At 63.9% G+C, this 15505-nt stretch carries 13 protein-coding genes; 6 read left to right on the forward strand and 7 right to left on the reverse strand.

The annotated features are described in order from the left end of the window. Positions 1–3: 3 nt before the first annotated feature. Both cobT and cobS read right to left on the reverse strand, forming a co-directional pair. Entirely contained in the window at positions 4–1905 is a 1902-nt protein-coding gene (gene cobT / locus B5527_RS39300) for a cobaltochelatase subunit CobT (protein WP_079606285.1), read from the reverse strand. Between the two features lie 60 nt (positions 1906–1965). Further along, positions 1966–2964 carry a cobaltochelatase subunit CobS gene (gene cobS, locus B5527_RS39305; RefSeq protein WP_079606286.1) on the reverse strand — a complete coding sequence of 333 codons (999 nt, stop codon included), beginning with the start codon at positions 2962–2964 and terminating at the stop codon, positions 1966–1968. 307 nt (positions 2965–3271) lie between these two features. Between cobS and B5527_RS39310 the strand changes: the two genes are divergently transcribed. Further along, positions 3272–3985, forward strand: coding sequence for a DedA family protein (locus B5527_RS39310; protein WP_079606287.1), 714 nt, complete (start codon positions 3272–3274; stop codon positions 3983–3985). On the opposite strand, the gene B5527_RS39315 is transcribed toward B5527_RS39310, so the two are convergent. Further along, positions 3957–4619, reverse strand: coding sequence for a J domain-containing protein (locus B5527_RS39315; protein ID WP_079606288.1), 663 nt, complete (start codon positions 4617–4619; stop codon positions 3957–3959). The genes B5527_RS39310 and B5527_RS39315 overlap by 29 nt on opposite strands. A gap of 108 nt (positions 4620–4727) precedes the next feature. Between B5527_RS39315 and B5527_RS39320 the strand changes: the two genes are divergently transcribed. Beyond that, positions 4728–5003 (forward strand): BolA family protein, encoded by a 276-nt coding sequence (locus B5527_RS39320; protein WP_079606289.1) that lies wholly within the window; start codon positions 4728–4730, stop codon positions 5001–5003. A 43-nt stretch (positions 5004–5046) separates the two neighbouring features. On the opposite strand, the gene B5527_RS39325 is transcribed toward B5527_RS39320, so the two are convergent. The 3 genes from B5527_RS39325 to B5527_RS39335 form a co-directional block, all read right to left on the reverse strand. After that, positions 5047–6354: an HlyC/CorC family transporter gene (locus B5527_RS39325; protein WP_079606290.1), complete on the reverse strand. Its 1308-nt coding sequence runs from the start codon at positions 6352–6354 to the stop codon at positions 5047–5049. Positions 6355–6422: 68 nt separating this feature from the next. Next, a complete protein-coding gene (gene aroB / locus B5527_RS39330) occupies positions 6423–7571 on the reverse strand; it encodes a 3-dehydroquinate synthase (protein ID WP_079606291.1) in 1149 nt (382 codons plus the stop codon). Further along, the gene (locus B5527_RS39335) at positions 7568–8194 is read right to left on the reverse strand and encodes a shikimate kinase (protein WP_079606292.1); all 627 of its coding nucleotides are present in this window, start codon (positions 8192–8194) and stop codon (positions 7568–7570) included. Before B5527_RS39335 ends, aroB begins: the two co-directional genes overlap by 4 nt. 163 nt (positions 8195–8357) lie before the next feature. On the opposite strand from B5527_RS39335, the gene B5527_RS39340 reads away from it, so the two are divergent. From B5527_RS39340 to B5527_RS39355, 4 genes are all read left to right on the forward strand, one after another. Continuing rightward, positions 8358–8504: a histidine kinase gene (locus B5527_RS39340; protein WP_079606293.1), complete on the forward strand. Its 147-nt coding sequence runs from the start codon at positions 8358–8360 to the stop codon at positions 8502–8504. 16 nt (positions 8505–8520) lie between these two features. Then, a complete protein-coding gene (gene xerD, locus B5527_RS39345) occupies positions 8521–9480 on the forward strand; it encodes a site-specific tyrosine recombinase XerD (RefSeq protein ID WP_079606294.1) in 960 nt (319 codons plus the stop codon). A 190-nt stretch (positions 9481–9670) separates the two neighbouring features. Next, positions 9671–10633, forward strand: a complete 963-nt coding sequence (locus B5527_RS39350; protein WP_079606295.1) for an acetyl-CoA carboxylase carboxyltransferase subunit alpha — start codon at positions 9671–9673, stop codon at positions 10631–10633. A 247-nt stretch (positions 10634–10880) separates the two neighbouring features. Continuing rightward, positions 10881–12332: a L,D-transpeptidase family protein gene (locus B5527_RS39355; RefSeq protein ID WP_079606296.1), complete on the forward strand. Its 1452-nt coding sequence runs from the start codon at positions 10881–10883 to the stop codon at positions 12330–12332. 96 nt (positions 12333–12428) lie between these two features. On the opposite strand, the gene secA is transcribed toward B5527_RS39355, so the two are convergent. Further along, entirely contained in the window at positions 12429–15263 is a 2835-nt protein-coding gene (gene secA / locus B5527_RS39360; protein WP_079606297.1) for a preprotein translocase subunit SecA, read from the reverse strand. Positions 15264–15505: the final 242 nt, after the last annotated feature.

The raw sequence follows: 15505 nt of genomic DNA on the forward strand, positions 1-15505 counted from the left end.
AATCTACGAATGCAATCTGCGCCGGGGGCCCGTCCTGGGAGACGCGGCGCCCTGGGTCTCGCTGAACAGCTCGGCGAGCTTTTCGGTGATGGCGCCGCCGAGTTCCTCGGCATCGACGATGGTGACCGCGCGACGATAATAGCGCGTGACGTCGTGACCGATGCCGATCGCGATCAGTTCGACCGGCGAACGGGTCTCGATTTCCTCGATGATGTGGCGCAGGTGGCGCTCCAGGTAATTGCCGGGATTGACCGACAGCGTGGAGTCGTCGACCGGCGCGCCGTCGGAAATCATCATCAGGATCTTGCGCTGCTCGGAGCGGCCCAATAGTCGCTTGTGCGCCCAGTCCAGCGCTTCGCCGTCGATGTTTTCCTTGAGCAGGCCTTCACGCATCATCAGCCCCAGATTCTTGCGCGCCCGCCGCCACGGCGCGTCGGCGGATTTGTAGATGATGTGCCTGAGATCGTTGAGGCGTCCGGGATTGGGCGGCTTGCCGGCGGCAAGCCACGCTTCCCGCGATTGCCCGCCCTTCCACGCCCGCGTGGTGAAGCCCAGGATTTCCACCTTGACGCCACAGCGCTCCAGCGTCCGCGCCAAAATGTCCGCGCAGGTGGCGGCCACCGTTATCGGGCGCCCGCGCATCGAACCGGAATTGTCCAATAGCAGCGTCACCACGGTGTCGCGGAACGTGGCTTCCTTTTCGTTCATGAACGACAGCGGATGATAGGGATCGGTCACCACCCGCGACAGCCGCGCCGGATCGAGCACGCCCTCCTCGAGATCGAACTCCCAGGCGCGGTTCTGCTGCGCCATCAGGCGCCGCTGCAGCCGGTTCGCCAGCCGCGCGACAATACCCTGCAGATGCGCGAGCTGCTTGTCGAGATAGCTGCGCAGCCGTTCCAGTTCGTCGTGATCGCAGAGATCTTCAGCCGCGATCACCTCGTCGAATTTCGGCGCGAAGGCGTGATATTCCGGTCCACGCGGCTCGTTGACGCCGCGCGAATTCGGCCGGGTCGCTTCGCCCGGCGTCTCATCGTCTCCGAGCTCGCCGTCGTCGAAGGTATCGGAGGTGGAGGCCTGCGCGCTTTCCATCGCGCTCTCCGACATCTCGTCGGAGGTCGCCTGCGCCTGATCGGCGCTCATTTCCTGCGCCGCGTCGCTGTCGGGGGAGCCTTCCGCGCCGGACTGATCGTTCTCGCCGTCGCGGTTCTCGTCCTGGTTCTCGTCGTCGTCAGCCTCGGCGTTGCGGTCATCGCCAAGTTCGAGCGCGGACAACAGGTCATGCACGGCGTCGCCGAATCTCGCCTGATCCTCGGCGAGGCGATCGAGCCGGTCGAGCCGCGCGCCGATCTTGTCTTCCAGTACCGGACGCCAGAGGTCGACCATCTTGCGGGCCGCCGCCGGCGGCGCCAGACCGGTCAGGCGCTCGCGCACCAGCATCGCCAGCGCATCCGACAACGGCGCGTCGGCGCGGTCGGTGATCTCGTCGAACTTGCCGCGGTGGAAATGATCGTCGAGCATCGCGGTGAGATTTCTCGCAACCCCCGCCATCCGCCGCGAGCCGAGCGCTTCCACCCGCGCCTGCTCGACCGCTTCGAAAACGCCGCGCGCCTGCGGATTTCCCGGCATCAGTTTGCGGTGCACTTTCGGATCGTGGCAGGCGAGTTTCAGCGCAATGGAGTCCGCGTGTCCGCGCACGATGGCGGCGTCGCGCCTGGTCATCTTGCGCGCCGGCTCCGGCAGCCGCGCCTTGCCCGGCGACAGGCCGGGACGCTCGGAGGCGAACGCCACTTCAAGCTCCGGCTTTTTAGCGATCGCGCGCAGGCAGGCGGTGACCGCGCGCTTGAACGGCTCGGTCGGCGCTTCCTTTGATCCGGTGCGGAATTTGGTGTTCGACGTCGTCATTCTAATCTCACCGCGCGTCGTCCTCTCACCTCGGGCGTCCCCGCGTCCGCCGGGACGACGTTAGCTCATCGCCACGTTGACCGAGGATTCCGGGAGCTCAACGTTGAAGCAGCGCTGATAGAATTCGGCCACCAGCGGACGCTCCAGTTCGTCGCACTTGTTGAGGAAGGTGACGCGGAACGCAAACCCGATATCGGTGAAAATTTCGGCATTCTCCGCCCAGGTGATTACCGTGCGCGGGCTCATCACCGTCGACAGATCGCCATTGGCGAAAGCGTTGCGGGTCAGATCCGCAAGCCGCACCATCTTGTTGACGATGTCGCGTCCCTCCTGGGTGCGGTAGTGGTGAGCCTTGGCGAGCACGATCTCGACTTCCTCGTCATGCGCCAGATAGTTCAGCGTCGTTACGATCGACCAGCGGTCCATCTGGCCCTGGTTGATCTGCTGGGTGCCATGATAGAGGCCGGAGGTATCGCCGAGGCCGACCGTGTTGGCGGTCGAGAACAGCCGGAACGCCGGATGCGGCTTGATCACCTTGTTCTGGTCGAGCAGCGTCAGGCGGCCGGAAACCTCCAGCACGCGCTGGATCACGAACATCACATCGGGCCGCCCGGCGTCGTATTCGTCGAACACCAGCGCGATATTGTGCTGCAGCGCCCACGGCAAAATGCCGTCGCGGAATTCGGTGACCTGCTTGCCGTCGCGCACGACGATGGAATCCTTGCCCACCAGATCGATACGGCTGATGTGGCTGTCGAGATTGACGCGCACGCATGGCCAGTTCAGTCGTGCAGCGACCTGCTCGATATGGGTCGACTTCCCGGTGCCGTGGTAGCCCGTAACCATGACGCGGCGGTTTTTGGCAAATCCGGCGAGAATGGCGAGCGTGGTGGCGCGGTCGAAGCGGTAATCCGAATCGACGTCCGGCACGTGCGGATCGACCTCGGAATAAGCCGGCACCTCAAGGTCGCTGTCGATACCGAATACCTGCCGGACCGACACCTTCATGTCGGGCAAACCGGCGGGCTCCTGCGCTTTGGTCATGGCGGCGGTCGTCATCAATCCTCCGAGGTCTCGGGCGCTCCCGAAACCAGATTTTGCGAATATGGCTGCGGATGGGTACTCTGCGGAAGCTATCAGAGAGCAACGGCCGGCAGAAGCCCGTGGCCCAATCAAAGTTCCGTCGTGTTATCATCAAGATAGGGGCTAGCCCCGGTTTTTGGAAGGCTGCCCTGCGAATCACGCCGTACTTTTGCCGACCCGATCCGGGTACCCGCCCGAAGCAGTTGCTTTGATGGCACTTTCCTCCCTTGTCCTATGTTAGGTCTGCGCCTAAATCGGACCCCGGCGCCAGTACAGGAACCTTGTGGCCTCATTCATCGATCCATTGATTGCGTTCGTCTCGGCACATGCGTGGCTTGCCTATCTCACGCTATTCCTCGCCGCCCTGCTGGAGGCCGTTCCCGTCATAGGTTCGGTGATTCCAGGCTCGACCACTATCCTGGCGCTGAGCGCCCTGGTGCCTGGCGGCGAGTTGCGGCTGCAGTGGGTGCTGGCGGCGGCGGTGGCCGGGGCGGTGCTCGGCGACGGATCGGCGTTCTGGATCGGGCATCGCGCCCAGCGCGAAATCCTCAGCAGCTGGCCGTTGTCAAGATATCCGCGCGTGATCGCGCAGAGCGAGGCGTTCTTTAATCGCTGGGGTGCGCTGGCGGTGTTCTTTGCGCGCTTCGTGCCGCCGATCCGCGCTTTCGTGCCGATAACGGCGGGCGCGGCGGGCATGCCGCCGCTGCGGTTTTACGCCGTCAACATCCCCGCAATCCTGCTGTGGGCGCCGCTCCATGTGCTGCCCGGCGTGCTGGCGGTTTCCGCGCTGCACGAATATGGCGGGCTCCCCCATCATGCCGGGCACGTCAGGCATTACTGGATATTGGCCGTGATCGGCGGCGCGCTGATCGTGGCACTGGCGACCTGGACGATCCGCCGCCTGCATGGCGGCGGCGCCATCGAGCCGGCGGTACGGGTCCGCAAGAAGGTTGAAGGCCCGGCGAAAACTAGCTCGCGCCGCGCACCACCGTCTTGAGATAATTATACGCCTTGATGATCTCGATCAGGCGATCTTCGGTGGAGCGGTCGCCGCCATTGGCGTCGGGATGGTGCTGCTTCACCAGCGCCTTGTACTTCGCCTTGACGGTCTCGAGCGTCGCATCCGAGCCGAGCCCCATCACCTGCAACGCCTTGCGCTCGGCGTTGAATATTTTTCGGGTTTCGACCTTGGTCTCGCCGGCGGCTCCGCCCGGACCCGGCCGCCAGCGGCCGCGCCCATTGAGTTCGCTGAACATGCTGAACGGGTCGGAGGCGCCTTCCAGGTCGGCCTCGGGGCTGCCCTTGCCCTTCTTGGCGCTGGTGTTGGCGCCCATCTTCCAGGTCGGACGATGGCCGGTCAGCGCATCCTTCTGGTAGCGCGCGACCGCGTCGGCATTCATCCCGGAAAAGAAATTATAGGACTGGTTGTATTCGCGGACGTGGTTGAGACAGAAGTGCCAGTACTCCTTGTCATTGGCCCGGCCCTTGGGCGCGCGGTGCGGCCCCTTGTTCTTGCAGTCCGGCCATTCGCACATCGCGGATTCTTCCCGCGCCTGCGCCTGCTGCTTCGCGCTCAGCTTGTTGGGCTTGATGCGAATGGAGTCGAAGAATTTGGATGAATCAATCGGCATGGCTGACTATGACAACGCAATGCAAAAAGCTTCAAGTCTTGACATTGCGAAACCCTCACTCTCGATGCGCCATTGACGACGGACGGTCATGGACGTATTGCCGCGGCCATGAGCACCAAAGACGCTATCACAAACAAGTTGCGCGAAGCTTTCTCGCCCGAAAGCCTCGACGTCACGGACGAATCACATTTGCATGAGGGCCACGCCGGCCACAGGCCGGGCGGCGAAACGCATTTCAGAGTTTATATTGTGTCGCCGGCGTTCCAGGGGAAGAGCCGGATCGAACGCCACCGCATGATTAATGCCACCCTCGCCGGGGAACTCGCCGGCTCCGTCCACGCGCTGGCAATCAAGGCGCAGGCGCCGGGGGAAGCGGACGGCTGAGAATCTTCTTCGCCCCGCCCCGGAAGGCAGGGAAACGAAACCCCTAAAACGCGGTGCCTGCCCGCTTTGGCTTTTTCTCCTCGACCTCGGTCTCGCGCGGCACCGCCACGATCCGCAGCGCGGTGATGCGGTTGCGCTCGCGGCGCAGGACGCGGAAGCGGAAGCCGTGGAAGGTGAAACTCTGGCCCCGCTCGGGGATCGAACGCGCCTCGTGAATCACAAGGCCGGCGACGGTGGTCGCCTCTTCATCGGGCAGATGCCAGTCCATCGCGCGGTTGAGATCGCGGATCGGCACCGAGCCGTCGACCACCACCGAGCCGTCGGGCTGGGCGCGGACGCCGGCCACCACCACATCGTGCTCGTCGGAAATATCGCCGACGATCTCTTCCAGGATGTCCTCCAGCGTCACCATGCCTTCGACTTCGCCGTACTCGTCGACAACCAGCGCGAAATGGGTCTTGCGGCGGCGGAAGGCTTTGAGCTGTTCGGACACCGGACGCATCTCCGGCACGAACCAGGGCGGCAGCGCGATGGTCGAGACGTCGATCCTCGATGTATCGCCATCGGCCGCGCGTATCGCGCGCAGCAGATCCTTGGCGTGCAGCACGCCGATGATGTTTTCCGGCTTGTCGCGCCACAGCGGAATCCGCGTGTATTCGGTGGCCAGCACCTCGCGCACCAGATCTTCCGGCGGCAGGTCGGCATTGATCATCACCATTTCGGTGCGATGAACCATCACGTCGGAGACCTGAAGCTCGCGCAGATCCAACAGCCCGCCGAACATGTCGCGGTCCTGCTTTTCGACCTTGCCTTCGTGGTGGAGCAGATCGACCGCGCCGCGCAAGCGCTCGATCGGCGAAAGGATCGGCTGGTTGATGCCGATCTTGATGCCCAGCATTCTCATCAGCGCGCGGACGATCGCCTCGATCACGGTGAGCAGCGGTCCCAGCAGGTAGACCATCAGCTTCATCGGACGGGCGACCAGCAGCGCCACGCGGTCCGGCGCGTTGATGGCAATGGTCTTCGGCAGCACCTCGGCAAAGATCACAACCGTCACCGTCATCACGCCGGTGGCATAGAGCACGCCGACCTCGCCGAACCAGGCCGTGAAGATGCCGGTCGCCAGCGCCGAGGCGCCGATATTGGCGATGTTGTTACCGAGCAGCAGCGCGCCGATCATCCGGTCGCGCATCGCAACCAGGCTGGAAACGACGTCAGCCTCGCGGTTGCCCTGCTTCGACAGCCGCAGCATGCTCGCGCGCGAAGCCGCGGTGAGCGCTGTCTCGCTCGCGGAAAAGAACGCCGAGATCAGCAGGCAGGCGAGGACGATGGAGAATGTAAGCCAGTCCATGGGTTGACGATCACTTCATCTGTCGTTGCAGCCTGATCTTTTCGGAAAGCCGTGTTCCGGATCAGGCCCTAAATCTTGCTTGCCAGCTTGGCTTTCAGAAAATCGCGGACCAGCGCAGGTTCGACATCGGGCGCAATCACGGCGCGCCCGACAGACTCCAGCAGGATGAAGGTGAGCCGGCCGCGTTTGACCTTCTTGTCCTGAGCCATCAGCGCCATCAGCGCATCGGCATCCGCCAATCCTTCCTGGGAAAACCCGGCGATGTCCTGCAAATGGGTCGGCAGGCCCACCTCGGCAAGGTGATGCCTGACGCGCGCCGCGTCGGATTCGGAGATCATCCCGAGTTGCGCGGAAAATTCCGCCGCCAGCACCATGCCGACGGAAACGCCTTCGCCATGAAACAGCCGGTCGGAAAAGCCGGTCGCGGCCTCCAGCGCATGGCCGAAAGTATGGCCGAGATTGAGCAGCGCGCGCTCGCCGGTCTCGCGCTCGTCGCGCGCCACGATCGCGGCCTTGGCGCGGCAGGAGGTGGCGATGGCGTGTTCGCGGCCGGCGCCACCTGAGAAAATATCGCCATGGTTCGCCTCCAGCCAGGCGAAAAACGCTTCGTCGCCGAGCACGCCATATTTGGCGACTTCGGCATAGCCGGCGCGGAACTGGCGCGGCGACAGCGTGTCGAGCACCGCGGTGTCGGCAACCACCAGCAGCGGCTGGTGAAACGCGCCGAGCAGATTTTTGCCTTGCGGCGAATTGATCCCGGTCTTGCCGCCGACCGACGAGTCGACCTGCGCCAGCAGCGAGGTCGGCACCTGCACGAAATCGACGCCACGGCGCAGGATTGCCGCGGCGAACCCTGCGAGATCGCCGACCACACCGCCGCCGAGCGCGATCACCAGATCGTTGCGCTCGATCTTCGCCGCGATCAGCGCCTCGCTGACCTGTTGCAGGCCGGCATAGGCTTTCGAACCCTCGCCCTCCTCGACAATGATGCGCGACGTCGCAATACCGGCCTGCGACAGCGAGGCCTCGGTGCTTTCGAGCCAATGCGTTGCAACATTACGGTCGGTGACGATGGCGGTGCGCGCGCCGGGCCGCAAGGCGGCGATGCGGGAACCCAGCGACGGCAGCACGTCGCGGCCGATCACGATGTCATAGGCGCGGGCACCGAGCGCGACATCGACCGTCATGGGGTCGGAATGTTTCAGGGGCACGGTCATTGGCTGGCGCCCACGCTGTCCGACGTTGCCTTCGCGCCATCGCCGCACAGCCGGCTGTGCAGGGCCTCGACGCATTCCTCGACGATTTTTTCGTGCGGCACGTCGCGCGACCAGATCGTGAGATCGGCGTGCCGATAGACCGGCTCGCGTTCCTCGATCAGTCGCCCGATCGTGGCGGCAGGATCGGCGGTCTGCAGCAGCGGACGGTCGGCCCGGCGCTTCACGCGCTTCATGATGATATCGGCATCGGCCTTGAGCCAGATCGAAATCGCTTTGTCGCGAATCAGCTCCCGGGTCTGCTCGCGCATGAAGGCGCCGCCGCCAGTGGCGAGCACGGCGGGACCACCGTCGAGCAGCCGCGCGATCACCCGTGCCTCGCCATCCCTGAAATGCGGCTCGCCATGGGTCTCGAATATATCCGGTATCGGCATCCCCGCCGCCGCCTCGATCTCGATATCGGCATCGAGAAACGGCAGCCGCAGCCGCGCCGCCAGCCGGCGTCCGATGGTGGATTTGCCGGCGCCCATCATGCCCACCAGCACGACCGAGCGTGTTCCCAGCGCCGCTGATATCTCGGCCTCCTGGGATGCGCTGGCGCCGGCCGGTGAGGCTGTCTCGGGCATCTCAATGCTCAGTCGCCGCAGGAATTGCGGCGTTCCGCGCCACCTATACTACCCCCGCCGATACCGTTGCCAGAGACTCTTGCAACGGAGCGGCGAACATGTTGGTACTGGCCCGGCCATCCCCGACGATTTCAAGGGTTAATTCGCCGCCTGAGGCTCTGACATGCCCAGCCTGTTCCGCTTTCTGACGGTCGTCGCGGTGATCGTCGGGATCGTCTATGGCGCGATTTTCGCGCTGGCGAATTTCGTTAACCCGAAACCGCGGGAAATGACCGTCACCATCCCGGCAGACAAGTTCCTCAAGAGATAGGCGCCAGGGTTGGCGGATGCGTTCCAGCAAGACCTCAGATGCCAAACTGATCAACCTGTTCCTCGACATGCTCGCAGCGGAACAGGGCGCCGGCCCCAACACGCTCGACGCCTATCGCCGCGACCTGACGGATTTTTCGGAGTTTCTGGCTCGAAACGGGCAGGCCTTTGCCGGGGCCGAAACGCAAAGCTTGCGGGACTACCTCGCCGATCTCGACGGCCGCGGCTTCAAGTCGTCGAGCGTGGCGCGCCGGCTGTCGGCGATGCGGCATCTGTTTCGCTTCCTGCTCAATGAGCGGATCCGCAGCGACGATCCGGCCGCGATCCTGTCCGGGCCGAAGCGCGGCCGAGGGCTGCCGAAGGTGCTGTCGATCTCGGATGTCGATCGGCTGCTGACGCATGCGAAGGCGCGGACCGAAACACCGGAAGTCCCGGCGCTGCAGCGGCTTCGCGCGATGCGGCTGTATTGCCTGCTCGAGGTGCTCTACGCCACCGGCTTGCGGGTATCGGAACTGGTGGCGTTGCCATTATCAGCGGCGCGGCGCGACGCCCGCATGATCGTGGTGCGCGGCAAAGGCAACAAGGAACGGCTGGTGCCGCTCAACGAGCCCTCGCGGCAGGCGATGGCCGATTACCTTGCGGCGGCCGAGGCGCTCAAGCCGGAGAAAAAGAAAAACGCCGCAGGCTCGAAATGGCTGTTTCCCTCGTTCGGCGAGAGCGGCCATTTGACCCGGCAGCATTTCGCGCGCGACCTCAAGGAACTCGCGGCTTCCGCCGGCTTGGCGCCGCGGCTGGTCAGCCCGCACGTGTTGCGTCACGCGTTCGCCAGCCATCTCTTGCACAACGGGGCCGACCTGCGCATCGTGCAGACGCTGCTCGGTCATACCGATATTTCGACCACGCAGATCTACACCCATGTGGTCGAGGAGCGGCTGAAGAGCCTGGTGCGCGACCTGCATCCGCTCGCGGAGAAGTAGCGACCGCCTTGACTTCGGCGCGTTCTCACCTGAAAGAGCCCTTTCCCGCCCGCGACCTCGTCAGCAACGTTTCCGTAAAACGGGTCCGGTTTCGCTCCGAAGGCGCGCTAAATCATTGAAGATGCGTGCTTTCTTCAGGCGAACCGGGAGCCGCTTCGCCTGAAACCGGGCTCGTCCTTATATCGATTTGATGCCGGATCACATGCGCTCTTATCTCGATTTCGAAAAGCCCGTCGCGGAACTCGAATCCAAGGTCGATGAATTGCGCGCGCTGGCGGCGACCGGCAGCGACATCGGCGAAGAGATTTCACGGATCGAGGACAAGGCCGCCCAGGCGCTGGGCGATCTCTACGCCAATCTGACGCCCTGGCAGAAAACCCTGGTCGCGCGTCATCCGCTGCGCCCCCATTTCTCCGATTTCATCAACGCGCTGATCACCGAATTCACGTCGCTGGCGGGCGACCGCAAGTTCGGCGAGGACGAAGCGCTGATCGGCGGCTTCGGCCGCTTTCGCGGCGAGAGCATCTGCGTGATCGGCCAGGAGAAGGGCGCCACCACCGAATCCCGCATCAAGCATAATTTCGGCATGGCGCGCCCCGAGGGCTACCGCAAGGCGGTCAGACTAATGGAGATGGCCGAGCGATTCGGCATCCCGGTGCTGTCGATCGTCGATTCCGCCGGCGCCTATCCGGGGATCGGCGCCGAGGAGCGCGGCCAGGCCGAGGCGATCGCGCGCTCCACCGACGCCTGCCTGTCGCTCGGCGTGCCCAATGTTGCGATCATCACCGGGGAAGGCATGTCGGGCGGCGCCATCGCAATCACCACGGCGAACCGCGTGCTGATGTTCGAACATGCCATTTACAGCGTGATCTCGCCGGAGGCGGCGTCCTCGATCCTGTGGCGCGACGGCACCAAGGCCCAGGAAGCCGCAACCAGCATGAAAATCACAGCGCAGGATATGCTGCGTTTCGGCGTGATCGATTCCATCCTGAGCGAGCCGGCCGGCGGCGCCCATCGCGACCCCGACGCCATGATCGCCACCACCGGCGACGCCATCGCGCAGGCCTTCAACGACCTGCGCAATCTCGGTCCCGACATGATCCGCAAGCAGCGGCGCCAGAAATTCCTCGATATCGGCCGGAAACTGGGTTGAGCCCGGTTCCCCTTCCCCTTCGCGGCGCGGGCAGGCGGTTTTTTCTGTAAATCGGCAACTTCGGCCCCAATTAGGCCCAGACGCCGATATTTAACTCCCTATTGACGATGCCTGAGATGGAACCGGCCGTGACGCCGCCATTGGCTTGCGAGCAGGGGCCCCAAAGGATAGTATTTTAGTTAATGGCTTCAGGGCATGACGCTGTGATTGGGGTGCGAAAATTGCCCGGTGGGTGTGGAGCTTTGCATTGATCTGTCGCTCGCTGTTCCGCGCGCTCATCACGTCCGTCGCGCTCGCGGCCGGTGTGCTGTTGGCCGGCTGCAACAGCGACGAGATATCCCTCGCCAACAACGCCAAAGCCAACCAGCCGGTGCCGCCGAAGCTCGTCGCCTCCATGGCCGAAAAGGACATGGACCTGCAATCGCCAATGCTGGTCCGGCTGTTCAAGCAGGAAGCCGAGCTCGAAGTCTGGAAGCAGGATCGCTCCGGCCGTTTTGCACTGCTGAAGACCTATCCGATCTGCCGTTGGTCGGGAGACCTCGGACCCAAGGTGCGCGAAGGCGACCGCCAGGCCCCGGAGGGCTTCTATTCGATCTCGCCGGCACAGATGAATCCGCAGTCGGCCTATTATCTCTCCTTTAACACCGGCTATCCCAACGCCTATGACAGGTCGTTGGGCCACACCGGCTCGGAGCTGATGGTGCACGGCGACTGCTCGTCGCGCGGATGCTACGCCATGACCGACGAGCAGATCGCGGAAATCTATTCGCTGGGCCGCGAATCGTTCTTCGGCGGCCAGCGCTCGTTCCAGTTCGAGGCCTTCCCGTTCCGGATGACGCCGGTCAACATGGCGAAACACCGCAATAATCCGAACATGCCGTTCTGGAAAATGATCAAGGAAGGCTACGATCATTTCGAGGTGACGCGGCAAGAGCCCAAGGTCGATTTCTGCGAGAAGAAATACGTCTTCGATGCCGTGAAGGCGCCGGACGCCAAGCGCGATCCGGTGTTCGAGGCCTCGGCCAAATGCCCGGCCTATGTGGTCCCGCAGGAACTCGCCGACGCGGTGCACGAGAAGGAGCAGCAGGATGAGGCCGAGACCGCCAGGCTGATCGCCAAGGGAACACCGGTCGCCCGGCTGAACACCGGCATCGATGGCGGCATGAACAAGGTATTCGCCTCCAAGCTGCCCAACGGCTCAACCGGCCTGTCGGAAGGCGGCGAGGGTCAGGGCCTGTCGCTGGTCGTCGAGCGCGCGCCCGGCACCATTCCTCCGACGGTCAACCCGCCGCACGGGCCGGTGACTTCCCCGGATGAGCCGCTGGTGGCCTCCATGGCGCCCACGCCTTCGACCCACGTGGCGTCCGCAGCGCCGAATGCGCAATCCGAGGGCTTTTTCAGCAACCTCGCCCGCAAGGTGGGCCTGGGCGGCGCCGCCGCGGACACCACGGCCACCACGCAGCCCGTTCCGGCGAAACCGAAGGTGATCGAGGCCAAACGCACCGAACCGCATCCGGCATCGAAGCCGGAGACCAAACAGGCCGCCGCCCGCCCGCCGCTGAAGCCGAGCGTATCCACCGGCACGGCAACCGCCGCCGCCGCCGCGCCCGCGGCACCGGCGAATGACGGCCTGGTCACGGGCTCACAGCCGATCGTGCAGGCCAATTCGTTCGAGAGCCGCTTCTCGGCCGCCAAGTAAGGCTTCTCACCTCACTCTTCACGGCCCCCAATCGACAAACCGGATCATCCGCCTTCGCGGATGACGACATTAGCGATTATTCAACGCGCCTCGCGCTCACGCATACTTGCCGTGGCAGTGCTTGTATTTCTTGCCGGAGCCGCAGGGACAATCCTCGTTGCGGCCGACCTTGCCCCATGTCGCCGGATTCTTGGGATCGCGGTTGGCGGTGGCCGCCGGCACCAGCGAGGCGTTGGCAAATGCCAGCTCGTCCTCACCGGTGTTCGGATCGAACTTATGGGCTTCCATGGCCGGCAATACCGGCTGCTGCTCTTCCGGCGGCACGATTTCGACCCGCATCAGCTGCGCCGTCACCGCCTCGCGCAGATGCGCGATCATCGCCTCGAACAGGCTGAACGCTTCCGACTTGTACTCCTGCAAGGGATCGCGCTGGCCGTAGCCGCGCAAGCCGATCACCTGGCGCAGATGATCGAGCATCACAAGATGCTCGCGCCAGAGATGATCGAGCGTCTGCAACAGGATGGTCTTTTCGACGTAACGCATCACCTCGGGGCCCCACTGCGCCACCTTGGCCGCCATGTGCTCGTCGACACGCTGCTCGATGCGCGACAGCAATTCCTCGTCGGCGATGCCCTCTTCCTTGGCCCATTCGTCGACCGGCAGATCGATATCGAGTACGCGCTTCAATTCCTCCTTGAGGCCGGCGACGTCCCACTGCTCGGCATAGGCATGCTCGGGCACGTGCTTGGTCACGACGTCCTCGACGAAGGCGCGGCGCATGTCGGCCACCGTCTCGGCGACGCTTTCGTCCTTCATCAGGTCGACCCGCTGGTCGAAGATCACCTTGCGCTGGTCATTCTGGACGTTGTCGAACTTCAACAGATTCTTGCGGATGTCGAAGTTGCGGGCCTCGACCTTCTGCTGTGCCTTCTCCAGCGCCTTGTTGATCCAGGGGTGGATGATGGCCTCGCCCTCTTTCAGGCCGAGCCGCGTCAGCATGCTGTCGAGCCGGTCGGACCCGAAGATCCGCATCAGGTCGTCTTCCAGCGACAGGAAGAATTTCGAGCGCCCGGGATCGCCCTGGCGGCCGGAGCGGCCGCGCAGCTGATTGTCGATGCGGCGGGATTCGTGGCGTTCGGAGCCGATGATGTAGAGGCCGCCTGGTTTTGTCACCGTCTTGGCCGGTTTGCTGCCCTTGGCCGGCTCGACCTCGACGACCTCTTCCGCCTTCAGCACGATGTCGCGGAAACGTTCGACGTCGGCCTTGATGCGCTCGATCTTGGCGGCCTTCTCGGCCTCATCGGTAATCCCTGCGGTCTCGTGCATGATCCGCATTTCCAGCGAACCGCCGAGCTTGATGTCGGTACCGCGGCCAGCCATGTTGGTCGCGATCGTGATCGCGCCGGGCACGCCGGCTTCGGCGACGATGTAGGCTTCCTGCTCGTGGAAGCGCGCGTTCAGCACCGCGAACAGTTTTGCGGGCTTGCCGGCGCGGGCAGCGGCGTAGAGCTTTTCCATCGCGTTTTCGTTGCCGAAATCGATCTGCTTATAGCCGTGCTTTTTCAGGTATTCGGCCAGCACCTCGGACTTTTCGATCGAGGCGGTGCCGACCAGCACCGGCTGCAGCCGCACATTGGCGCGCTCGACTTCGGCAAGGATCGCGCCGTATTTCTCGGTCTGGGTACGATAGACCTCGTCGTCTTCATCGAGGCGGGCCACCGGCACGTTGGTCGGAATTTCCACGACCTCGAGCTTGTAGATGTCGAACAATTCGTCGGCTTCGGTCAACGCCGTGCCGGTCATGCCGGACAGCTTCTCGTACATCCGGAAATAGTTCTGGAAGGTAATCGAGGCCAGCGTCTGGTTTTCCGGCTGAACCTGCACGTGCTCCTTCGCTTCCAGCGCCTGGTGCAGGCCTTCGGAATAGCGGCGGCCCTGCATCATGCGCCCGGTGAACTCGTCGATGATGATGACCTCATCGTCGCGGACGATGTAGTCCTTGTCGCGCTGGAACAGCGAGTGCGCGCGCAGCGCCTGATTGATGTGATGAACGACCGAGACGTTCTCGACGTCGTACAGCGAATCGCCCTTGAGCTGGCCGGCGTCGCGCAGCAGAGTCTCGATCTTCTCCATGCCGGCTTCGGTCAGCGTCACCGTGCGCTGTTTCTCGTCGACTTCGTAATCGCTCTTGTCGAGCTTCGGGAAGAAGGTGTCGATGGTGTTGTAGAATTCCGAACGGTCGTCGAGCGGACCGGAGATGATCAGCGGCGTGCGCGCCTCGTCGATCAGGATCGAATCGACCTCGTCGACGATGGCGTAGAAGTGGCCGCGCTGGACCATGTCCTCGAGCCGGTACTTCATGTTGTCGCGCAGGTAGTCGAAGCCGTATTCGTTGTTGGTGCCGTACGTGATGTCGCGCGCATAGGACTGCTTGCGTTCGGCGTCGTCGAGGCCGTGCACAATCACGCCGACGGTGAGGCCGAGGAAATTGTAGATCTGGCCCATCCATTCGGAGTCGCGACGGGCAAGGTAGTCGTTGACGGTGACGACGTGGACGCCCTTGCCGGCCAGGGCGTTGAGGTAGACCGCAAGGGTCGCGACCAGCGTCTTGCCTTCGCCGGTCTTCATCTCGGCGATGTCGCCTTCGTGCAGCACCATGCCGCCGATCAGCTGGACGTCGAAATGGCGCTGGCCGAGGGTGCGCTTGGCCGCCTCGCGCACGGTGGCGAAAGCCGGAACCAGGATGTCGTCCAGGGTCTTGCCGCCCGCGAGCTGGGCACGGAATTCGGCGGTGCGGGCCTTCAGCGCCTCGTCCGACAGCGCTGCGACCTCCGGCTCAAGGGCGTTGATGGCGTCGACGCGGGACTGGTATCCCTTGACCCGCCGGTCATTGGCGGAGCCGAAAAACTTGCGTGCGAGCGCGCCGATCATGCCGAATTCCTGTTTTTGCGGGTCGGCGTTGCCGCCGTGAAACGGTCCACCCAGTTGCCTATCAACTCATCGTGACGCACCGCGGCACCGGCCCCGATCGGGGAGCATCCGCCAAATGAGTGGGGATTTAGCAATCCGGGGTTCAACCGCCAAAAACGCCGCCAAATAAGCGCTATCGCCATTGCCCCGGCTGGGCAGAGATATGGCTGGGCCGAAGGCTTGTCAACGGCGCGAAGCTGTCA

This window comes from Bradyrhizobium erythrophlei (assembly GCF_900129425.1).
GTDB lineage: Bacteria > Pseudomonadota > Alphaproteobacteria > Rhizobiales > Xanthobacteraceae > Bradyrhizobium > Bradyrhizobium erythrophlei_C.